The following is a 21,987-nucleotide window of genomic DNA, read 5'->3' on the forward strand; positions in this document are numbered from 1 at the left end:
CGCTGCGCGGCCCTTTACAGAGAGAACCCGTTTGTCTCGTCTCCCGGCTTGTCCAGCCGGCGGGCGATGTCGTCATAGGTCTGGGAGAGCTGGTAGACCACAATGTCCATGGTGGTACGGATGGTGGCGGGGTCGAAGTTTTCCGGACGGGTGGTGAAGGTGACGTCCAGGAATACATTTTCATCGGAGCCGATGGAATATTTCACGATGGCGTGGTGGGCATTGAGGTCGTTCAGGAAGGCAAGGAAGGTCTTTCTGGCGGGGCCCTTGGGGGCAGTGCCCAGATGGATCCGCAGGAGAGTGTACATGCTGTTGTCAGTGATGACAGCGGCCACCAGCTTATGATGTTTCCCGGCGGGAATGGCGGTCATGAAAACGATGGTGTCGTAGGAATCATGGGTTTCCTGGCGGCGGAAGAAGTTCAGCCCTTCGTCTTTCATGTATTTTTCAAACATATCGGCTTTTACATTTTTAGTGTGGTTTCCCTGGGGAAACGGAATGGTATTGTCAGACATAGGACGCCTTTCTGCGCAGCTTCTGCGCCTTCGGGAAGCAGCCTGGTAAGGACTGCCGGATTTCATTGGTATGAAACCGGACTCTCTCAATGCATAGGTGCTTTCCCGGTCATGGTAAATGGAATGATGATATTTGTATTATACAGGAAACAGGGCGAATAGGAAACGGGCAGGGACAAAACGGGGCATTTTGAAATCTTGTCAAGAGGTACCAAAGAAACTGGTGCACTATATAAACAATTTCTATAACAGGGCGGAAGAGGAGAGGAAAAATAGAGGATGAGTCAATTTTTTTATGACGAAAAGTGAAGGGGCTGTTTTGGGAAGGCCCATGAAATCTATTATGATGATAAATCATACAGACACATCATTATGATTTTATGTAAAGAATGACAGAATCATTGTCAATCTAATTAAGTGATGGGTAATCCTATTTTCAATGATATAATTAGATAGGCTTATACTGTTTGAGAAAAGGGGCTTTTTCCGTGAAAACCGGGGTTATAATGGTGCCATCAAAAGAAACGCCGGGGTTTCCACGGACGAAGCATTCCCCGGGATGACAGAAATTTTAAGAAATGTGGTGATTTATATGGACTTAATGATGCTTCCTGAATTTGTTAAATTAGCCCTCTTTATGTTGGCCGTGTTTATTTCCAATATCGTGCAGGCTTTGACCGGCTTTGCAGGAGTCATGCTCTCCATTCCGCCAACCATTCTTCTCTATGGACCGGATATGGCCAAAGCAGTCATTAATGCCATCTGCTGGCTGGTGTGCGCACTCCTCATGTATCAGAACCGTCAGTACATCAACCCGAAGGAACTGCTCCGCATTGTGGTATTCATGCTGGTAGGCATGGCCATCGGTATTCACCTTTACAACGTGGTGAATCCACAGATTCTGGTACCTCTTTACGGCGCCATTATCGTAGGGGCAGCGCTGAAGAGCCTCATTTTCAAACAGAGCGCTTCCGCTCTGCCGAACTGGATCGCCATCCCTGTTCTTCTGGGGGCCGGCGTCATTCATGGCATGTTTGCTTCCGGCGGTGCCCTGCTGGTGGTATACCTGGTAGCCACCTTCCGGGATAAGGATTCCTTCCGTGCCAATGTGGCTTCCGTATGGACCATCCTGAACCTGGTACTCATGTTCAACGATTATGAAAAAGGCCTTTACAATGCAGAATTCTTTGAACTCCTGGGCCTGGGCGTCATTCCTCTGGTCATTGCCATCTATCTGGGAAATAAAATTCACGATATGATCAACCAGAAAATGTTCAACCGCGTTACCTACTGCCTCCTTTTGGCAGCAGGCAGCATGATCCTCATCTGATACTCTCTTTTGAAAAAGGGCTGTGAAAAAATGGTCATCATTTCTTCACAGCCCTTTTTTATGACCGCCCCAAGATGACAGGCAGCCTGCCTGCTGCATACCATGGGAGAGTGAGATTTCTCCACTCTGTGGAGACTCTGCATAGAGTCTCCAAGTCAGCCGAAGTTGGCCTCTAGCCTGCACAATAAGAGGCTTTCCTATTGGCGGCTGACCGGCTTCGGTCGAAATGACGGGTGCGGTGCGGCGTTTCTGCCATTTGCCCTTTTGAAATGACCGTATGCTGCCTGCCGCCACCGTCATCTCGAGCGGAGGGACATGGCGGTATAGGGATAAAGACCTCGGGGGCTATTGAGACGCTGAGCCGAGAGATCTCCTGCCTGCTGCATACCCTGGGAGAGTGAGATTTCTCCACAGTCTCTTTTGGGCATGAAAAAAGAGGCAGTGAAGAAATGAGGAACACTTCTCCGCTGCCTCTTTGACTTACCGTCCTTCCATCATTTTCCGGATCCGTTCTCTCCGCATCCTGGCGGCTGCTTCATCCACGATAATGTGATGGCCGGCGGCGGTGACGAATTCCGCTTTGGGAGGCGCCGCCTTTTTATCATTGTACAGGGCGTAATCAAAACCGCTGCCTAAAGCGCAGCTGGCGCAGTCCCTGCCGCTGGCGCCCCGCCACATGCGGTAGAGGCTGTAGCCAAACCAGCCGGCAATGGCTGCTGTAATCAGTATAGTTAACAGGGTACCCATAATGGTCCTCCTTTTATGATAATATTTCTCAAGTAAATTATACCATAAAAAGGGAAAGGGGGAAACTAAGATAGCTTTGCGGCTTGCCTGAAGCAGGCTTCAGCCTTTTATAATAAGAACAGCTTTCCTGCTGCATCCGGGGAAGGAGCCTTCCTCTCCTTCTTCATGGACTGTCATCAAAGGGGCGGTGGATGGTATAATAATGAAATGAATAGAAACCGCCCTCGTTCCTTCCGGCTGGCGCCGGAAGTCTTGCGGATCAGTATTTCTAAAGAATGGAGAAACCTATGGTAACAGAAGAATTACAGAAGAAACAGGATCATCTGGAAGCATATTTGAAACAGCTGGGCAGCGTGGTGCTGGCCTTTTCCGGCGGCGTGGATTCCACCTACCTTATGCATGAGGCCAGGAAGGTGCTGGGGGACAGGGCCATGGCAGTCACCATGAACCTGGCGTCGGTACCGGAAAGGGAAGTGGCAGACGCCATTGAATACTGCCGCAGGGAAGGCATCCGGCAGGAAGTGGTGAAAATGGACCAGTTCGGCATTGAAGGATTTGCAGAAAATCCTTCGAACCGCTGCTATCTCTGCAAACATTTCCTTTTCAGCTCCCTTAAGAAAATCGCGGAAAAGGAAGGCTTTGCCTATGTCATCGACGGCACGAACCTCAATGATGCCTCCCAGTACCGGCCGGGGCTCAAGGCCCTTGGGGAACTTGGCATCAGGAGCCCTCTCCGTCATGCCGGCCTCTACAAGGCAGACATCCGTGCCCTGTCCAAAGAAGCGGGTCTTCCCACCTGGAGCAAACCGTCCTTTGCCTGCATGGCTACCCGTTTCCCCTATGGAGAAACCATTACAGAGGACAAGCTCTCCATGGTGGAAAAAGCGGAAGATTTCCTTTTCTCCAAAGGCTTCAAGCAGTTCCGGGTGCGGCTTCATGAAGGAAATCTGGCCCGCATCGAAGTACTGCCTGAGGATTTGTGGAAACTTTTCCGCATCCACGAGGAAGTGGTGCGCACCTTCCACAGCCTGGGCTTTGCCTATGTCACCATGGACCTTCAGGGCTACCGCATGGGCAGCATGGACGAAGTGCTGTAAGGGTCGCCTTCGGCGGCCCGGGTTCTTAAGATGGACCGGCCTGAAGGCCGGAGGGTTCTTATGTTTGACGGCCCTTTGGGCCGAGGATTGTGGTATCGCCCTATTGGGCGATGAGTATGAAGTCAGCGTTACGGGATTGGTCTTTCTGTGTCATAGGGGCAGCGGGTAGCCGACAGCGGTCATTACCGGCCCGCCAGCCCCACCCATTATTGTTATTGATGTACTACATATAAAGGATTTCATCATGGATATGAAAGATATACTGCAGAAGGTAGCCTCCGGCGCCCTGCGCCCGGAAGAAGCGGAGGCGCTTCTCCGGAAAAATCCGGCAGACCGGCCCTATGAAGAAATGGGATTTGCCAAGCTGGATACAGACAGAAAGGCCCGGTCCGGCTTTGCGGAAGTGGTATACTGCCAGGGTAAGTCTGACGCCTTTATCGGGCAGATTTTTAAGAAACTTTACGAAACGGAAGGGGAAGTCTTCGGCACCCGGGCTTCTCCTCACCAGTATGAACTGGTGAAGAAAGTGCTGCCTTCCATTTCCTATGATCCTATTTCCCATATTCTGAAGCAGGAAAAGGAGAAGGACCATATCGGATGCATTGCTGTATGCACCGGCGGCACTGCCGATATATCAGTGGCGGAAGAAGCGGCCCAGACGGCAGAATACTTCGGCAGCCATGTAGAACGGATTTATGACGTAGGGGTCAGCGGCATCCACCGGCTCCTGTCCCAGGAGGAACGGGTGCGCAAGGCCAGCTGCGTCATTGCAGTGGCCGGTATGGAAGGGGCCCTGGCCTCGGTCATCGGCGGGCTGGTGCGGAATCCGGTGATTGCAGTGCCCACGTCAGTGGGGTATGGCGCCAGTTTCCACGGCCTCTCTGCCCTCCTGACCATGATTAATTCCTGTGCCAACGGCATAGTGACCGTCAATATAGACAATGGATTCGGTGCCGGTTATGTGGCCACCCAGATCAACAGACTGGCAGAAAGGGGAAAAGTGTAAATGGGAAAATCATTATATCTGGAAGCATCCTCCGGCATTGCGGGGGATATGTTTGTGGCAGCCCTGCTGGACCTGGGAGCGGACCGGAAAGCGCTGGATAAAGCGCTTTCTTCCATTCCAGCCAAAGGGTTTACGGTGGAAATCGGAAGGGTGCAGAAAGCAGGCATTGACTGCTGCGATTTCAACGTGATTCTGGACAAAGAACATGAAAATCACGACCACGATATGGCCTATCTCTACGGTCCCCTGCCGGAAGCAAGGGAAGAGGTTCATGAAGAACACCATCACCATCATGAGGAAGAAGGTCATCATCATGAGGAGGAAGAACACCACTGCCACTGCCATGAAGAAGGCCATCATCACGAAGAGGAAGAGCACCACTGCCACTGCCATGAAGAAGGCCATCATCACGAGGAGGAAGAACATCACTGCCACTGCCATGAAGACCATCACCATCATGACCATGGAGAAGGGCACCATCATCATGAACACCGCCATCTGAAAGATGTGGAAGCGGTCATTGACGGCACGGACATGACCGAATCTGCCAGGGCTCTGGCAAAGAAGATTTTCCGCATTGTGGCAGAGGCGGAATCCAAAGCCCACAACCTTCCTATCGAGGAAGTCCATTTCCATGAAGTGGGAGCCATCGACTCCATTGTGGATATCATTTCCGCTGCTGTATGCTTTGACAGTCTCCATATCGAAAATGTGATTGTACCGAAACTTTCGGAAGGCAGAGGCACTGTCCGCTGCCAGCACGGTGTCCTTCCGGTGCCTGTGCCGGCTACACTGAACATTGTCACCGCCTATCACATGCCCCTGGAAATCATGGACGCCAAAGGGGAATACGTGACCCCCACGGGCGCAGCCATTGCGGCGGCCCTGGCCACCTCCCATGAGCTGCCTGCCTCCTTCACCGTTCTGAAAACAGGTCTGGGCGCGGGAAAACGGGACTATCGGGAACGGACCAATATCCTCCGGGCCATTCTCATTGATGAAGCAGAAGGACCCTGGGAAAAAGACCAGGTAGTGAAGCTGGAAAGCGATATCGATGACGCTTCCGGCGAAGTGCTGGGCTATACAATGAAAAAACTGATGGATGCCGGCGCCCTGGACGTCCATTTTACCCCTATCTACATGAAAAAGAACAGACCGGCCTATGAACTCACGGTGATCTGCAAGGAAGACAGGAAAGAAGCCATGGAAAACATCCTCTTTTCCGAAACCACCACCATCGGTATCCGCGAACTGGCGCCTCTCATGCGCTCCATCCTTCATCGGGAGGAAAAGGAAGTAGACACTGCCTACGGCCGGGTCCAGGTGAAGGAAGTGACCCTGGGCAGCGAAAAACGGCGCTATCCGGAATATGAATCGGTGAAGAAGCGGGCAGAAGAAAAACAGGTGCCCTTCCAGACCGTTTTTAATGCAGCGAAAAACAGCATATAAAAGACCCTGCATAAAAAAGCCGTGAAAATTGCCCTTTTCACGGCTTTTTACATATATTTTTCACTTTCTTCCTAAAAAAGACTACAATAGAAAAAGAAATGATTTTCATAAGAAGAAGGGATACCATGTTTGATCTTACAGCATATGCAGAAATCATTACAGGGCAGTTTCTCCTGAGCCTTGGCGCCCTGTTCTATACAGGCTGGTGGCTTACGGCCTTCCGGCCCGATGCCAGAAGCGGAGGGGCCCTCTCGGCCCTGCTTTTCCTGCTCCTTGCAGTCTTTGGCCTTTCCGGCACTGCCCTGACGGTTCACGGCATTCACGGCCTTCCCCTGCCGCCCTCCTGGCCAGGAGGGACCATGCTCCTGGCTTTGGCCCTTCTGGTATATTTCATCCTTCTTGCCGGTTCTGTCAAACTTTTCGGCCGGAAACCGACCACAGAACTCATCCTTCTCGTTCTCTGGGCACTTATGGAAATCATGGTACTGGGAGTGCTCCATGAAGCAGGTGGCCTTGCCGGCGCTGCCTATGGTCTCACCTGGGCCGCCGTGGCTGCTGCCTCTCTCATTGCCTTTACAGCCTACATGATGTACTACCGCATGGATGATAACACCGCCTACATTACCGGAGCCGTTCCCCTTCTGGTAGATGGGGCAGTGACCCTGATGATCGCCCTGCTGGGACGGTAGCGGGATCCGCACTCATTCATGCAGCTGCTCCACTGTCTGAGGACCCGCTGTTTTCCTGTATTTCACCTTCCAGCCCTCCACCCGAAAAGCCTGATGATGTAAATGATGGTCTTCAGGGACCCGCTTACATCATCAGGCTGTTTTTTACCTGCCAGCAGGTTTTAAAAGTTCTGATGCACCGGAAGGTCTTTTCATGATTCACTGATATGGCCGCCAGTCATGGTGAGGTTGTCGATGACTCCCCGTACATCCCGGAAGGTGCAGTCGGTCAGCTCCAGCCGGGAGCGGATCAGAGCAAAGAGGGGAAGATCCGTTTCCATATCTTTGAAGGTGGTCCGCAGGAATTTCAGGTTCTGGCAGTCTGTGGCGGACACCAAACCGTAGCTGCATTCTCGGATTACACTGTCCCTGAGGAGAATGCTGCTGCAGAACCGGGCTTCATACCCATAGGTTCCGCATCCGTACAGGTCCATATGATCCATGGTCATATGAGTGACGCTATCCAGTTTCAGCACGGCGCCGTCACAGAATCCTTTTTTGAGTTTATGGCCCATCCGGAGGTGGGACAGTTTCAGGTTTCGGCAGTTGACGAATTTCAGTACCGGCGTATAGGGGAATTCTGTAACAATTTCTGCTATAATGGTCTCCGTATCCAATCCCCGGATGGTGAGATCCTTGAACCCGGCAATGTCCAGTGTGCAACCATCGCCCAGATACAGACCGGCAGGGGCCGAATCATAGTAGTCGGAGTAGTGAAGCAGCCGCTCTGAAAATTCTTTCTCCTGCCAGTTTGACAGATTGTATTCACCCGGTGCCAGAACGATTTCCGTATTGTCCGCCAGTGATTCCATCATTTCGTCTACATTGTGGACCAGCACTGTTTTCTGGGCCCCCAGGGCCGCTGGAGTCATCGTCAGGACCAGCAGGATCCCTAAAAAGATACCCCTGATAAACCTCATCCATTTGATTTTGCCAGGCTCTTTCATTACCAGACACCTCCTGTTTCTGGGAATCTCTTTACTGATTATGCCGCCGCAGCCCGACGTATGCACCGGCACGATCCTGCTGAGAATGCGGATTTCCCATGGGCTGCGGTTCCAGCATTTCTCGATCGTGACAGCATCCCCTCCCTGCGTTTGCGCCGCTTCTGCCGAAAGTCCCACCCCTGCTGACGGGATGGCGGTACAGAGAAGCAGGGGCAGGCCCTTCTTTGTCAAGGCGGAATGATTCTGTCTCATAGAAAACGCATCTTTCCTGTTTTCTGAGTATTCCGCAAGGATCCCGGCCTTACTTTTATTTTACTAAAAATGGACAGAAAAAAAACCTGTACGAAAGTACAGGTTTGTAGCATGAAAGATGAGCAGGATATAATCAGACAGTCAGAGGAGATGACAGATACCAGGTAACCTTCCTTCGGCGTCGTCATTCTGGGCGATAGCGTAGAATCCCGGCTCGTGGAGAAAAGGAACCGGCGCCGCTAACGACCGGTTATCAGGAAACACTGTTTTCCATGAGAACTTTTTTATTTTAAAGAGATTATATAGACAGAGAGAACTGAGGGGCCCGGAAGAGGCGCCGGCCTCCCTGCCTGTTACGTGCACACACCTTATCAAGGGACAGGCGGGAGACAGGAAGAACTTCCTCATATGAATCAGAACTCTCCGACGCGTCAAAACTTCACAAAGAACTCCTGAAGATGACCTGCCAGACATCCTGGTGGCAACTATGGCTATACCAGTTCTTCCTTGACGACACAGATATTCCGCTTAGGCGGCTGCTCCTGGCCGATTCATCGAAGCTGAACGCCTGAGCCCTACCGCGCATCAGCATGGGACGAATCAGGAGTTTTTGCATGGCATGAAAAAGAGGCTGTGAGAAAGGATACCCATTTCTCATGGCCTCTTTTTATGCACCCATTTTCAGGAAAGCTTCTCCAGTACCGCCCGGCAGCCTTTGGCAATATCCTCATAGGTCTTTTCAAAATTTCCTGTATACCAGGGGTCCGCCACGTCCCTTGTTTCTCCCGCCCAGTCAAGAAGGCGGGAGATTTTTTTCTCCGGATCCCCCTGGGTGAGACGGGACAGGTCATCCAGGTTCTCCTCATCCATGGCGATCACATAGTCCGCCTCTTCATAATCCTTCCTGGTCATGAGAGCCGCCCTTCTTTTCGTAAAGGGAATATGGTGGGCGGCAAGAGTCCTTTGGGCAGGGGGATAGATATCATGGCCCACTTCCTCGGTGGTGGCGGCCATGGAAGAAATTTCATATTTCCCGTCCAGCCCCCTTTGGCGCACCATGTCCTTCATTATCATTTCCGCCATGGGAGAACGGCAGATATTGCCGTGGCAGATGAAAAGAATGTGGAGTTTATCTTCATGGTTCTGCATTGTCATGGAATGTCTCCTTTCGATGCTTTTATAATCGTTTCATTTCCTGTTTCATTCTTTCTCTGGAAATTATCCCGGCAAGAACGGTATTTTCCAGCAGGGCCCATTTTTCATCTTTGCTCAGATGATGCTGCCGGGAGAAAGTATAGATACTGTGCCTCGTATAGAGGATATCTGTGACTTCGCCAGGCTTCCATTCCCCTAAGGAGGAATGCATCCATTTCCCTTCACGAATCATCATATAGAAGAAAATCTTTCCCGGCGCGCTGTGCATGGATTGGAACAGAAGGATCAGGCCTTCCTGCCCGGTATAATCGGCGCGCCAGTCTTCGTAGGGCTTTTTGTCGTATTGACTGACTGCGGAAATGAGTTTTCCAAAGAAGCAGTTTTTCAATCTGGCCATTTTATGTCTTCCGTCTGCTTATCTATTTCTATATGGAAGAAATCTTTCACAATCCGGTTCAGCTGTTCGGCTATTTCTGAAAATTCCCGGTTCAAATCCAGGGTTTTTATGGAAATTTGATTTCCGCTCATCTGATATACATGATCCGGGACAAGAGGTTCATCGGTTTTGGCGTAAAGGAGCATGCCGGCTACCTTATGGTTTGTACCTTTTAGCGCGGCTTCCTTATTTTTCACATAAGTAAAAATCTGATATAAGTTTTCTGAATGCAATGTCTGCGTATCAAAGTGTGTCTGCAGTGTGTGCTCATAATATTTGGCATCAATAATGAGCATCTGCTTTCCATAGACAAGGGTAATATCTGTCTGCATGACCGGAAGCAGTGCGCCATATCCGTCATCCAGCTGCCATGGGATTTGAAGGGCTTTGGAAGAAAATCCTTTTATGCGCGCACCAAACTCCTGGGCGTAGTATTCCAGAATAAACTTCTCGTATAGCCGCTCCATCCTCTGCTTGTCTAGAAAACCGGCCAGCCGATATTCTCCATGCTCCGTGGTCAGAAGGGTCCCTTCAATCAGCAACTGGCAGATAGCAAGCAGAAGCTGATAGGTCTGGTTGTTCCTTTGAAAACGGATGTCGGTCCATCGAATATGGGTAAGCTCTATTGGCTCGATTCCGGAGAAGAACAGCATTTCTTTCTTTAATTCGGTCTTATATTTTTCTTGTACGTTCTTCTGCTTGAGCAGGAGAAGAACTGTCGATTTGAGAATCCGGTTCATCAGATTGTTCTCAGACAGCTCATCATAATCACAGGTCACGGCTATTTGATTCCGCATTTTGTTACGGATTGTCTCAGGAATATTTATCTTTCCACGAAGTGTGGTTAAGTTGTCTGCATGGCCCATGTATTCTTTATAGAGGCCCTGCTTCAACTGCAGACCGATGCCTTTAGACAGAATTGCTGCAAAGAGATTATGTATGTTATCGAAAGGTTCCTTCCGGATATTGTCATAAACCGATTTTCTCAGTGTGGTGAAAGCGTACGACAGCATGTAATAGATGTTTTTTATGAATATGCTTTTATCCTTTGTCATTGAAATACTCCGTGCAGGATATGGTCCCAACGCTGCACTTTGGTATCATCGTCGAACCAGTATTCAGAAAGCATGGGGAGAATATCATAGTTTACCACAGACTGCATCCATTCGTTGGTGCAGGTTTCTTTTGTCTTTCCACAGAAATAGCTGTGCCCTATGCAGAAACCCTTTCCCAGGGACTTGTCTCTTGAGATTTCCCCGTTCAGCTTTACAATTTCAGAAATCAGTTCGTTAAAAGTCCTGTTGTCAAGAGAATGCTGATACTCTTTGAATCCCTTTGATTCAAATGCCGGAGCCATTTCAAAGAAACTGAACCGGCGGCGCAGAGCATAGTCAATCATGGCGAGGCTTCGATCGGCCGTATTCATCATGCCGACGATGTAAAGATTTTTCGGAACGGAAAAGGGCATACCATTATAGGCCAGCGTTGCTTTTGTGCCGCGATAGTCTTTCTCAATCAGCATCAAAAGTTCCCCGAAAATTTTACTGAGATTTCCCCGGTTGATTTCATCAATAATAAAGAAGAACTTTTTATCCGGCTGATTTTCCGCTTTCTTACAGAACTGGTAGAATATCCCATATTTTAGCTCATAGGAATCGCCGGATGGTCGGTAGCCCATCACGAAATCTTCATAAGAATAATTCTGGTGGAACTGTACGAATTCAATACGGCTGTCATCTTTTTCGCCCATCAGTGAATAGGCCAGTCGTTTGGCGGTAAATGTTTTGCCTACACCGGGAGCCCCCTGCAGAATGAGATTCATCTTGTTCAAAAGTACTCCGGAAAGCCTGTCGTATTGATTTTCACTCATATAAACTTCGGACAGAAAATCCTTCTTTGTATAGGAAGTGTTCATATCCTTGGAAGTTAATGGGTTTTCTTCACGAATCATGTCCATGATGAACTCATATTCGTCTTTGGTCAATTTGAAGAAGGTGCCGTTTGGATTCTGGAAGAATTCCATCTGCTCAAGCTCCGGACATTCCTTCAAAGTTCGGTAATCGATGGGATTGACAAGAGACTCGGTTTTCTCAAAACAGATTTTCTTGCCATCATTTGCGGCGCTGACCTTAGCCAGTGCTACCACCTGCTTTACAGGGTTGGACTCATAACCGATAACTAAATCACCGGCTCTGGCGTCCACAAAATTCTGGAATACACGGCGTTTATTTCCATTCTCATTGAAAAGGGTATACTCCTGCACATGGCTGGTCTGCAAATTAGAAAAACTCCAGATTTTCGGATTCGCATTGAGCCACCAGTATCTATGCTCTTCACTGCTTTTCGGCTTTTCAGTAAACTCCATGTCGTCAGAATCTGCTTGATTCGATTCCTTATCAGCTGGTTTAGAAATATTGCGAGAAATATAAAAACCCACATCGAAGGTTAGTGTTCTTAGCTCCGAATCGGGATAGCAGTCGTCTGTCAACTGGCTCTTGAATAGGTCAATAAGTGTGGAATCCCGTTTTAGGCTCTCACGGATTTCATTGTAAAAATCGTAGAAGCTTTTGAGATTATCGGTATAGGAGCCTTTCTTAAATTTATAATTACTGTCTAATTTATTAGATACAGACCTTGCTTCACTATATTTATACACATAGTATTTATCCGGGTAACGGAGCCATAAATATGTGGTGATGGCATTTTCATGCTGGTAATGCTGTTTGGCGGTGCTTTTATACTTTTTAAGGAGAATGTTCGACTGCTTCTTGAAAGACTCAATTCGTCCAAATACGTCTTTACTCTCATCAAATAAGTCCATATACATGGCACGTACTTTTTCCGGCGCGGCGTGGGCAAATTCTATAATCATTCCCGCTGGAAAATTATTTGTTGAGGCCAGAAGATTGGAAGTTTTAGAAAGAGATTGACTGAGCATGTCTTCAAAATCCGCTGCGTGAATATCCCAGTTATCCTGAAAGCATTTGACTGCTTCCCATTTGTATTTTTCTTCATTCCAGTGTGTAGCGACGAAGTCTTTCTTATACTGCCTAAGAGCTTCTTTTAAGCGAAGTTGATTAAACATTTCTATAATATCCTCCATAACATGTCCGCACAGGTCAAAATGAAATTAAAAATAAAGATGCCGCATATGGGGCCTTTACTTATCATTATAGCAGTTTCATAGGAGGCCGTGAAAACAGATAAAAAACGGATATCCGGTTTTCTGCAGAGCAGCGGAAGATGCAAAAATAAAAGCCGGGGTGCTGGCGAAGGCAGCGGGAATTCACATTGGCGAATTAGTTCATATTGATTATTCCTGGGGAAAAGTTGATTTTGAAGTTAGGCCGGTACAGGATGTGTGCTTTGAGAGCTGCGGCATGGCTCCTGCTGGAGGAATCAGTATGGATATCGAACCAGATGATATGGAAGCGGAAGATACGGTGACTGTTGTTTGGGAAATTATAAACGAAAAATAATGCCTATTGCATGGAGGGGGCCTATGCCTGCCGGCAGGAAAACAATTCATTTATTTGCTGAAATTTGGGAGAGCCAATTCCGCTGCCATCGTGCGCATCCTTCTCTTTTCTTTATAAAGGATTTCGACAAATGGTTTGGTAAGGAATGCGATTTCCTTGGCTTTCAAATGGACTGCGGGTATCAATTTGCAGACCGTTTGGAAAAAGAGAAAACCTTACATAAGGGGTGTCCCCCGGCGAATATGATCAGCCACATTTATAATTGGGGAGTTCTGGGATTCGGTCTGTTTTCAAAATGGCGCTATTTTACTCACTGGGCCAACGCCTCGTTGGAAAAAGACATTGATTGGTTTATCCTTGTGCTGCATCAGCTGTACAAAAGCTCTGCTTCAAAGAATTTATAAGAGCTGTTTTTTTATGTCCTGGCGTATTCTTAAAAGAGGTAGAAAGAGTTCATCAGCCATTGCTGTACAGGTCTTCCAATGTATAGAGAATGACACTGGGTCTGGGGGTCACCTGATAGCCGCTGCGGGAAAAGAAGCCGTATCTATGGCAGTTCATTCCTGTCTGTTGGACTTGTCGGATTTCGGTCTGAATCATGGCATCGGTCACAGGGGTCTTCCGGAATTTGGCTTCATAGAAGATGTATCCTTTGCCGTCGTGGGTGACTACATCAAATTCTCCATTTCTATGCTCTTCAGGTAAATCATAGGAATAGGTGCCGATGGCATCAAAAATTTCTGGAAGCCGGCCTTTTCGATTCTGGCGGATGAGGAACTGGCGGCACAGAGTTTCAAACTGTTTCGGGACGAAGGTCTCAGAAAAGTCATGGGCAATGTACCGGTCCCAAAACGTATCCGGCGCCATAATCTGCCGCTGTGAACTGTAGGGAAACAGATATCGGTAATAGAAGCTGGACAGATTGTCGCTGATGAAATAGCTGGCTTTCTTTTTGTTATTTCTGTCATTAATGGGAGCTTCTTTTTTCACCAGTTCCATGAGTATCAGCCGTTTCAGCACTTCGGCCAGCGCTGAACTGCTGGTGATATGGGATTGGGATAGAATATCCTTAAAACGGTGAAAGCCCCGTGCCAGTGCTTCAAATGCTTCGTTTGCATTGATGAACCGGGACAGTTCTCCCAAAAGATACATTTGGACTTCATTTTCCAGCCGGGCATCGGGCTCCACCAGCAGGTTCATCACATTTTCGCGGACGCTTCGGGTGGAATCTATGAGACGGTTGTAATAAGGCACGCCGCCGAAAACACTGTAAAGCCGCACCTTGTCTGCCGGAGAGAAGTCTGGGTAAAAGGCAGCCGATTCGAAGTAATCCATGGGATGGATATGAAGGCTCAGGGTGACCCGGCCATATAACGGATTTTCTTCCAGCATCAGTGATTTCATGGTATCCACAAAGGAGCCGCAGAGAATCAGCTTCAACTGGGAACGCTCCCGATAGGAATCAATCAAAGACTGTAAAATGCTGTCCAAACCGGGCACTGTCTGACGCAGATAGGGGTATTCATCCAAAACCAGAACCTGCCTTGTGCGGCAGGCCTGCTGAAAAAGAAAATCAAGCAGCTTTTCCATGCCCGTAAAGGCCAGAGGCGGATACTGATAAACCTCAGAAATCAAGGCAGACAGACTTTGGACGTTATTCATCTCCGTTGTCCGCTTGCATTGATAATACAGCCCCTGGATCTTTGAGGTTTTCAGAAACTGCTTAATCAGCTCACTTTTACCGATTCGCCGCCGTCCGTAAATCAGCACTACTTCCTGATTCGGGGAGTCATACATCCGGCGAAGCCGTTCCATTTCCACTTCTCTTCCAATAAACATGGAGCTACCTCCTGCTTCCCATTTTAGTCATATGGATTTTACTAAAATCCTTTTGAGTAAAATTATACTACATCATGCATTGTCGATTCAATGACAGGACTATTTTTGTATTGTATAGGATAAAAATATATTTTATTAAAATTTGATGAGCACGCTTTTGCCGGTTTGAATGGATGAATTTTCACATTTTTTAGAGAATCATGATGCCGGTTTGCCACATTTTTCCTTGAAGCGGCTTTCTTTTTGTTAAATCACTCCATTGCCAACGGCTCTTTCTTTTGTTTTTCCATGGTATACTGGATTCAGCAAAAGAATTGATGATACTCTATGTAAAAATGAAAGAAAGGAAGAGAGCCGTGAAGACTGCCATGTATCATTCTCCCTTTGGAGATATGGAGCTTGACTATGAGGGCGGCGCGGTGACGGCGCTGAAGATGGCGGGGAAGGAAGCCGAAGGCAAAGCGCCGGAGGGGCTGGCGCTGACGGTGTTCCGGGAGCTGGATGAGTATTTCCAGGGGCGAAGGAAGACTTTTGACTTTCCCTGCCGTACCCATGGCACTGCTTTTCAGGAAAAGGTGTGGGTGGCGCTCCGGGAGATTCCCTATGGGGAAACGAGGAGTTACAGGGACATAGCCGAGGCCATCGGCCATCCGAAGGCTTACCGCGCCGTGGGCATGGCCAACAATGCTAATCCCCTTTTCATTATTATTCCCTGTCACCGGGTCATCGGCGCCGACGGGTCCCTCACCGGCTACGGCGGCGGTCTTCCCATGAAGAAGGCACTCCTGATGCTGGAGAAGAAGCATAGCATTTCATAAATCAAAAAGGGCTGTGAAGAAATGCATGAATGACATGGATACCATTCTTCTCTCCTGTCATTTCGATGGTGGGGGAGTGGAGAAATTTCAGGCCCCATGGTACATCATGGTACATGCAGCATAGCAGCAGGAGATCTCCGGGCTCAGAGTCTCCCTGGCGCTCAAAACCCTTTGCTCTACGACCGACAGGCAGCTCCGCTCGAGATGACGATGAGGCGAGTGGCTTACTGTCATTGAATCCATAAAAACATACCAAAAGGGCTGTGAAGAATTTTCAGGCTCTATGATACATGCAGCATAGCAGCAGGAGATCTCCGGGCTCAGAGTCTCCCTGGCGCTCAAAACCCTTTGCTCTACGACTGACAGGCAGCTCTGCTCGAGATGACGATGAGGCGAGTGGCTTACTGTCATTGACACAATAAGACATACCAAAAGGGCTGTGAAGAAATGATTTCAATTTTTTCACAGCCCTTTTTAATTTACAGTTCGCTGAAGAGGGGCACGAAAGCCATGAAGGCGGTGCATAGGAGGGTGATAAGGATCACCGTAAGAAGGGATAGCACTGTACCGTATCGGATCTGGGCGGAGGCGGAGAGGCCGTAGCCTATGGGGATGGCCCTGGTGGAAATGGGGAGGATGTAGGCGCAGTTGGCGGCGGCGATGGTGCCCAGGATGTAGGGGATGGGATTCAGGGAGAGGGAGGAGGTTATGCCGATGACCACGGGAATGGAAATGGAGGCGGAGGCGGTATTGCTGGAGATTTCCGACATGAAGCAGGCGAAGAGGCAGGCCATGGCCATCACCGGAAGGCCCGGGGAGAGGTGAAGGGCGGCGATGAGGAGGGAGAGCTCCTTGATGGCGCCGGTTTCAATGACCAGTTTTCCCAGAGCCAGACCGCTGGCAAAAAGGGCGATCATGCCCCACATGGCGTGGCTTTCAGCGTATTTCCAGGTGAGCATGGGATTTCCTTTTTCATCTTTCAGGAAGAACATGAGCATGCCCAGGAAGAGAAATACGTAGGCCGGCTTCATGGCAGGGAGGTATGTCGCAAAGAGGGGACGGAGGAAGGAGAGCAGGGTGGCGGCGATGAAGAGAATGAGGCCTATGCGCTCGCCCCGTTTCATGGGACCGAAGGATTTGTACATGGAGCGGAAATAGCCCTTCGTGCCGGGGAGGGATCTGACCGGGCAGGGCAGGAAAAGAAGGAAAAGGAGGTTCATGAGGAAAATGAGGATGAGCACAGGCAGGAAACGGATGACCCAGTCGAAATACATGAATTCATGGCCTGTCAGTTTTTCCAGATAGGAAACGGCTACCAGGTTGGCGGAGGAGCCGATGGGGGAGCCGAAGCCACCGATGCCGCTGCCCCAGCCGATGGCAAGGAGGATGGGAATGGCGGTTTGACTGGTGCTGATATCCTTTTCTCCGGTGAAATGGAGCATGGCCACCGCAATGGGACAGAAAATAGCGGCCACCACCACGTTGGGAAGGAAAACGGAGAGCGCCGTGGAAGCCAGGAACCATACAAAGATCTGGCTTTTCATGGAGGTGCCTATGGAGCAGAGGGCTCTTACGGAAATTCGTTTGTCCAGTCCCGTGGTGGTCCAGGTCAGGCAGATGAGGTCGCTGCCGAGAAGGAGCACTGCAATCTCCGAGAAATACTGGCTGATCACGTGATTCATGGGAATGAGGTTGAAAAGGGAATTCACGATAATAGGGATAAAGGCGGTGACGTAAATGGAAACGGGCCGGAATATCCACCACAGCGCCATCCAGAGGGCGCAGGAAAGAGCCAGGGCAGAAGACTGCTGGAAGGTGCCGGTAAGAAGAAAGGCAGCAGCGCCAAAGGCGATGGGGCCGCTTAATAGTGCAAGATTCTGTTTCATGGAAACACCTCTTTTATGGACATTAACACGCCCCTTTGGGGCGTGAGGGTTCAGGCGCCTTTCGGCGCGGTCGGGATCGGGACAGGGACTAGGGCGGTGCTTTCCAGTATTCCCGAAGGTTGACACGCCCTTACGGGCGTGAGGGTTGATGGCGCCGCCGGGCCTTTGGCCCTGGGCGCCAAGGGTTCTGTCCGGGACCGGCTGACGCCTCCCGGACGGGCTCCGGGCTTCCGCCCTCGGGAGGTATATAGTACTGTGGAGGTCCTATGCAGGATGTGCACAGTGGCACTATAACCCGTGCCGCCGATTGGCGGTCAGGATAGCGATGGGGTGTCAAATCGGCGCTCTGCCTTGTACACCCTTTGCCTCTTCGAGGCGTTCCCCTCAAGGGGAAACGAGAAGTATGGAGAGTGAAAACAGAGAGTCATATATTTCATGTACCATTCCGCAGTTTTCCCCCCTTTGGTGGCGATTGCCGTAATGTTTATCATGTCATATGACAAAGAAAAGCAAATCCCGTAACGATCTTGCGTCCCCTTTAGGGGAAGAGGGCCACGAAGTGGCGAAGGGATGTACGAGGGTAAGAATGATTATGATACTCGATGTGGACGTGACCGCCGAAAGGCGGCATTATAATGCTCATCGCCCGTAAGGGCGATACCAAAACCCTCGGCCCGAAGGGCCGTCAAACTTAAGAACCCTTGGGTCGAAGACCCATCCATCTTAAGAACCTTTTTCCACAACCCTTCTACACAACCCGCCGCCGCAGGCGGCTATAACCTCCAGCCCCGCAGGGGCTGGCCACCTTCCCCTCTGGCCCTTTTATATCCATTATATGCATGAAAAGTTACGTTGAAAAACTGTTATTTCTTGTATACAATACAGATAAAATACAGTAACAGGAGGGGCCATGAATTTTCTGTCTATGAAATATTTCCTCATGCTGGCAGAGGAGAGAAGTTTTACGAAGGCGGCGGAGAGGCTGCATATTACCCAGCAGACTTTGTCCGCCCATGTGGCGGCGCTGGAGAGGGAGACGGGGGCGAAGCTTTTTGTGCGCCATGTGCCGCTGGAGCTGACGGACAGCGGCTCCGTATTTCTTCGCTACGCCCGCCTGTTTGTTAGAAACGAGCTGGCTCTGAAGCGGGAGCTGTCCGATGTGTCGGGGCGCTTTGAGGGGATTCTCCGCATCGGTATCGCCCCTTCCCGGGGGCAGGTGATGCTGCCTTCTGTCATTGCCCGTTTCCAGGAGCGGTATCCCCGCTGCAGCATCCGCCTTTTTGAAATGGCCAATGAGGATATATGGAAGGGGCTGAAGCGGGATGAAATCGACATAGCCATGGCGAGGCTTCCTGGGGAGATGCCCGGCATTTCCCACAGGCCCTGGATGAAGGAGGAAATCGTGCTTCTTGTGGAGAAATCCCTTACGGAAAGGCTCTGGGGAAAAGAGGGGGGTTCTCTTTTTTCGGAAAAGGAAAGGAAGAAGGGACTGCCCCTTTTCTTTGAAGACTGTCCTTTTCTTTTGAACAGTGAAAATGATATTGCCGGCGCTCTGGCGCGTCAGCTTTTCCGGCGCGGCAGCTTTGCGCCCCGCGTGGCAGTGGAGTCGGAAAATATGGGGACCATGCTCCGGCTCTGCCTTCTGGGGAGGGGCGCCTATTTCTGTCCGGAAAATCTGGCAAGAGCCCTGCTCTCGGAGGAGGATTGGGAAAAGCTTTATGTCATGCATTTTGAGGAAGGGGTCTATGAGCTTTCCTTCGGCTGGCAGACCGGGGCCCACCGCTGGCAGATGATAGAGAAGTGGATGGAAATGGCAAGGCCGGTTTCCAAAAATGAGGCGGGCGGCTGCTCTTGAAGGTTGACGCCCGCTGGCGAGGCAGGCGCCTGCGGTGCCAGTATAAATGAGATATGATTGAAAATTCCGGTGCCTGGAAGGGGCAGCGAGGCAAAATAAAAAGAACCTGGAAGAAATGGCAGTTGTTTCTTCCAGGTTCTTTTGTGGATGTAAGGTGGGCTGGCAGGCTGATAAAGACACTGCCGGCCAGGGGCTTACCGCTTTCCCGTGGAACCCGGGCGCCCCTTACAGGTCCAGGTTGGTTACTTCTTTTGCGTGTTCTTCAATGAACCGGCGGCGGGGTTCGACTTTGTCTCCCATGAGGATGGTGAAGAGGCGGTCTGCTTCGATGGCATCGGTGAGTTCTACTTTCAGCATGACTCGCTGTTCCGGATTCATGGTGGTGTCCCACAGCTGTTCCGGGTCCATTTCACCCAGCCCTTTGTAGCGCTGGATGGTGCAGCCGTCGCGGCCGATTTCGTCAAGCATTTTATTCTGTTCGTCATCATCATAGGTGTAGTATTTCTGCCGTCCCTTGCGGATCTGGTAGAGCGGCGGCTGGGCAATGTATACGTGGCCTTCGGTGATGAGGGGTTTCATGTAGCGGTAGAAGAAGGTGAGGAGGAGGGTGCGGATATGGGCGCCGTCCACGTCGGCATCGGTCATGATGATGATTTTGTAGTAGCGGAGCTTGGTGATATCGAAGTCTTCGCCTACGCCGGTGCCGAAGGCAGTAATCATGGTGCGGATGGCATCGGAGTTCAGCACTCGGTCCAGTCTTGCTTTTTCTACGTTCAGGATTTTGCCGCGGAGGGGCAGGATGGCCTGGTAGCGGCGGTCACGGCCGGATTTGGCGGAGCCGCCGGCGGAGTCCCCTTCGACGATGTAGATTTCTGTAAATTTCGGATCTTTTTCTGTGCAGTCTGCCAGTTTGCCGGGGAGGCTGGATACTTCCAGGGCGTTCTTGCGGCGGGTCAGTTCCCGGGCCCGGCGGGCAGCTTCTCTGGCCCGGCTGGCGGTGATGCCTTTTTCCACGATGGCTCTGGCTTCCTGGGGATGTTCTTCCAGGTAGGTTTTCAGGCCTTCGGAAACGATGTTGTCCACAATGCTCTTGACTTCCAGATTTCCCAGCTTGGTCTTGGTCTGGCCTTCGAATTGGGGGTTGGGGACTTTGACGGAAATGACGCAGGTCAGGCCTTCTCTGACGTCGTCGCCGGAAAGGTTGTCTTCGTTCTGCTTCAGGATGCCGCTCTTTCTGGCATAGTCATTGAGCACCCGGGTGAGGGCGGTGCGGAAGCCGGCCAGGTGCATGCCCCCTTCCACGGTGTTGATATCGTTGACGAAGGTGTACATGTTTTCGCTGTAGCCGGTCTGGTACTGCATGGCAATGTCTACGATGACTTTGTCTTTTTCCCCTTCAAAGGCAATGACTGCCGGGTCTACCAGGTCTTTGCCTTCGTTCAGGAACTGGACGAATTCGGTGATGCCGCCGGCGTAGTGGAAAACGTCCTGATGGGTGGCGCCGTCGCGGTTATCGGTTAAGGTGATGGTGAGGCCCTTGTTCAGGAAGGCCAGTTCACGCATACGGATTTTCAGGGTTTCGTAGTCGAAATCGATGCCTTCCTTGAAAATCTGGATGTCCGGTTTGAAGGTGACGGAGGTGCCGGTTTCATCGGTTTCTCCGTAGGTTCTCATATGTTCTGTCACGTCGCCCCGGGACAGTTTCATTTCATGGAAGTGGCCTTCTCTTCTGACCACTACCTTCATCCATTCGGACAGGGCGTTGACTACGGAAATACCTACGCCGTGGAGGCCGCCGGAAATGGGGTAGCCGTCGCCGCCGAATTTGCCGCCGGCATGAAGGACGGTAAGCACTACTTCCATAGCGGGTTTGCCGGTTTCGTGCATGCCCGTGGGAATGCCGCGGCCGTTATCGGTGACGGTGCAGCTGCCGTCGTCATTCAGGGTGACTTCGATGTGAGTGCAGTAGCCTGCCAGCGCTTCATCGATACTGTTATCCACGACTTCATACACCAGATGGTGCAGGCCCCGGGCGGAGGTGGAACCGATGTACATGCCCGGACGGAGGCGCACGGCTTCCAGCCCTTCCAGTACTCGTATATCCTTCGCGCCGTAATCGCTCTTGCCATTTTCTTCTGCATGGCGGGCCTGGATTTCATGAATTTCTTCAGACATAAAACACTCCTTGACAAAAAAACGCAGGGGCCATTGAATCCGTACTGCCTCAAATGGTCCGCTGCCATTTTATTACAATCATTTATATACATTATAGCATAAATGAGGGATTCCTGCAGGAAATGGGAGCGCTGCGTAAGTGTCAAGTTTTCCTCGGTAATTCATTTGACTGTCGATAATTACTATCTCCGTGGCTTCGGTTTTATCAGTATTTCTGTATAGCTCTGGCCAGTCTCCCCATTGGTGAAGAAGAAGCTCCATAAACGCCTATAC

At 50.3% G+C, this 21,987-nt stretch carries 19 protein-coding genes; 9 read left to right on the forward strand and 10 right to left on the reverse strand.

Features of this window, described 5'->3' with window-relative positions:
- Window positions 1-14: 14 nt before the first annotated feature.
- Window positions 15-515: a YbjN domain-containing protein gene (locus HMPREF9453_RS10220; protein ID WP_008860488.1), complete on the reverse strand. Its 501-nt coding sequence runs from the start codon at window positions 513-515 to the stop codon at window positions 15-17.
- Window positions 516-1,074: 559 nt separating this feature from the next.
- Between HMPREF9453_RS10220 and HMPREF9453_RS10225 the strand changes: the two genes are divergently transcribed.
- Window positions 1,075-1,845 carry a sulfite exporter TauE/SafE family protein gene (locus HMPREF9453_RS10225; protein WP_008860489.1) on the forward strand — a complete coding sequence of 257 codons (771 nt, stop codon included), beginning with the start codon at window positions 1,075-1,077 and terminating at the stop codon, window positions 1,843-1,845.
- A gap of 480 nt (window positions 1,846-2,325) precedes the next feature.
- On the opposite strand, the gene HMPREF9453_RS10230 is transcribed toward HMPREF9453_RS10225, so the two are convergent.
- Window positions 2,326-2,592 carry a FeoB-associated Cys-rich membrane protein gene (locus tag HMPREF9453_RS10230; RefSeq protein ID WP_008860491.1) on the reverse strand — a complete coding sequence of 89 codons (267 nt, stop codon included), beginning with the start codon at window positions 2,590-2,592 and terminating at the stop codon, window positions 2,326-2,328.
- A 287-nt stretch (window positions 2,593-2,879) separates the two neighbouring features.
- Between HMPREF9453_RS10230 and larE the strand changes: the two genes are divergently transcribed.
- The 4 genes from larE (at window position 2,880) to HMPREF9453_RS10250 (ending at window position 6,833) form a co-directional block, all read left to right on the forward strand.
- Window positions 2,880-3,689: an ATP-dependent sacrificial sulfur transferase LarE gene (gene larE, locus HMPREF9453_RS10235; RefSeq protein WP_008860492.1), complete on the forward strand. Its 810-nt coding sequence runs from the start codon at window positions 2,880-2,882 to the stop codon at window positions 3,687-3,689.
- 244 nt (window positions 3,690-3,933) lie between these two features.
- A complete protein-coding gene (gene larB / locus HMPREF9453_RS10240; RefSeq protein WP_008860493.1) occupies window positions 3,934-4,695 on the forward strand; it encodes a nickel pincer cofactor biosynthesis protein LarB in 762 nt (253 codons plus the stop codon).
- The gene (gene larC, locus HMPREF9453_RS10245) at window positions 4,696-6,144 is read left to right on the forward strand and encodes a nickel pincer cofactor biosynthesis protein LarC (protein ID WP_008860494.1); all 1,449 of its coding nucleotides are present in this window, start codon (window positions 4,696-4,698) and stop codon (window positions 6,142-6,144) included. It begins immediately after the preceding gene.
- A gap of 125 nt (window positions 6,145-6,269) precedes the next feature.
- Window positions 6,270-6,833: a hypothetical protein gene (locus HMPREF9453_RS10250; RefSeq protein ID WP_008860495.1), complete on the forward strand. Its 564-nt coding sequence runs from the start codon at window positions 6,270-6,272 to the stop codon at window positions 6,831-6,833.
- A 191-nt stretch (window positions 6,834-7,024) separates the two neighbouring features.
- On the opposite strand, the gene HMPREF9453_RS10255 is transcribed toward HMPREF9453_RS10250, so the two are convergent.
- From HMPREF9453_RS10255 to HMPREF9453_RS10275, 5 genes are all read right to left on the reverse strand, one after another.
- Window positions 7,025-8,071 (reverse strand): right-handed parallel beta-helix repeat-containing protein, encoded by a 1,047-nt coding sequence (locus HMPREF9453_RS10255; protein WP_232217354.1) that lies wholly within the window; start codon window positions 8,069-8,071, stop codon window positions 7,025-7,027.
- A 681-nt stretch (window positions 8,072-8,752) separates the two neighbouring features.
- Window positions 8,753-9,226, reverse strand: a complete 474-nt coding sequence (locus tag HMPREF9453_RS10260; RefSeq protein ID WP_008860497.1) for a low molecular weight protein-tyrosine-phosphatase — start codon at window positions 9,224-9,226, stop codon at window positions 8,753-8,755.
- 22 nt (window positions 9,227-9,248) lie between these two features.
- Window positions 9,249-9,623 carry a hypothetical protein gene (locus HMPREF9453_RS10265; RefSeq protein WP_008860498.1) on the reverse strand — a complete coding sequence of 125 codons (375 nt, stop codon included), beginning with the start codon at window positions 9,621-9,623 and terminating at the stop codon, window positions 9,249-9,251.
- A complete protein-coding gene (gene mcrC / locus HMPREF9453_RS10270) occupies window positions 9,611-10,717 on the reverse strand; it encodes a 5-methylcytosine-specific restriction endonuclease system specificity protein McrC (protein ID WP_008860499.1) in 1,107 nt (368 codons plus the stop codon). Before mcrC ends, HMPREF9453_RS10265 begins: the two co-directional genes overlap by 13 nt.
- Entirely contained in the window at window positions 10,714-12,747 is a 2,034-nt protein-coding gene (locus HMPREF9453_RS10275; RefSeq protein WP_040380682.1) for an AAA family ATPase, read from the reverse strand. Before HMPREF9453_RS10275 ends, mcrC begins: the two co-directional genes overlap by 4 nt.
- Window positions 12,748-12,925: 178 nt before the next feature.
- Here HMPREF9453_RS10275 and HMPREF9453_RS10280 point away from each other — a divergent pair, with 178 nt between their 5' ends.
- Window positions 12,926-13,141 carry an SIMPL domain-containing protein gene (locus HMPREF9453_RS10280; protein WP_050805735.1) on the forward strand — a complete coding sequence of 72 codons (216 nt, stop codon included), beginning with the start codon at window positions 12,926-12,928 and terminating at the stop codon, window positions 13,139-13,141.
- Window positions 13,117-13,545: a hypothetical protein gene (locus tag HMPREF9453_RS10285; protein ID WP_187368086.1), complete on the forward strand. Its 429-nt coding sequence runs from the start codon at window positions 13,117-13,119 to the stop codon at window positions 13,543-13,545. Before HMPREF9453_RS10280 ends, HMPREF9453_RS10285 begins: the two co-directional genes overlap by 25 nt.
- Before the next feature lie 52 nt (window positions 13,546-13,597).
- Here HMPREF9453_RS10285 and HMPREF9453_RS10290 read toward each other — a convergent pair whose 3' ends face one another.
- Window positions 13,598-14,980, reverse strand: a complete 1,383-nt coding sequence (locus tag HMPREF9453_RS10290; protein ID WP_008860502.1) for an ATP-binding protein — start codon at window positions 14,978-14,980, stop codon at window positions 13,598-13,600.
- Window positions 14,981-15,297: 317 nt separating this feature from the next.
- Between HMPREF9453_RS10290 and HMPREF9453_RS12380 the strand changes: the two genes are divergently transcribed.
- The gene (locus HMPREF9453_RS12380) at window positions 15,298-15,798 is read left to right on the forward strand and encodes a methylated-DNA--[protein]-cysteine S-methyltransferase (protein ID WP_008860503.1); all 501 of its coding nucleotides are present in this window, start codon (window positions 15,298-15,300) and stop codon (window positions 15,796-15,798) included.
- A gap of 479 nt (window positions 15,799-16,277) precedes the next feature.
- Here the strand turns inward: HMPREF9453_RS12380 and HMPREF9453_RS10300 are convergent, their stop codons facing one another.
- Window positions 16,278-17,684, reverse strand: a complete 1,407-nt coding sequence (locus HMPREF9453_RS10300) for an SLC13 family permease (protein ID WP_008860504.1) — start codon at window positions 17,682-17,684, stop codon at window positions 16,278-16,280.
- 910 nt (window positions 17,685-18,594) lie between these two features.
- Here HMPREF9453_RS10300 and HMPREF9453_RS10305 point away from each other — a divergent pair.
- Window positions 18,595-19,539: a LysR family transcriptional regulator gene (locus tag HMPREF9453_RS10305; protein WP_008860505.1), complete on the forward strand. Its 945-nt coding sequence runs from the start codon at window positions 18,595-18,597 to the stop codon at window positions 19,537-19,539.
- Window positions 19,540-19,764: 225 nt separating this feature from the next.
- Here the strand turns inward: HMPREF9453_RS10305 and gyrB are convergent, their stop codons facing one another.
- A complete protein-coding gene (gene gyrB / locus HMPREF9453_RS10310; RefSeq protein WP_008860506.1) occupies window positions 19,765-21,714 on the reverse strand; it encodes a DNA topoisomerase (ATP-hydrolyzing) subunit B in 1,950 nt (649 codons plus the stop codon).
- Window positions 21,715-21,987 lie beyond the last annotated feature (273 nt).

The sequence above is a fragment of the Dialister succinatiphilus YIT 11850 genome, assembly GCF_000242435.1.
Classification (GTDB): Bacteria; Bacillota; Negativicutes; order Veillonellales; family Dialisteraceae; genus Dialister; species Dialister succinatiphilus.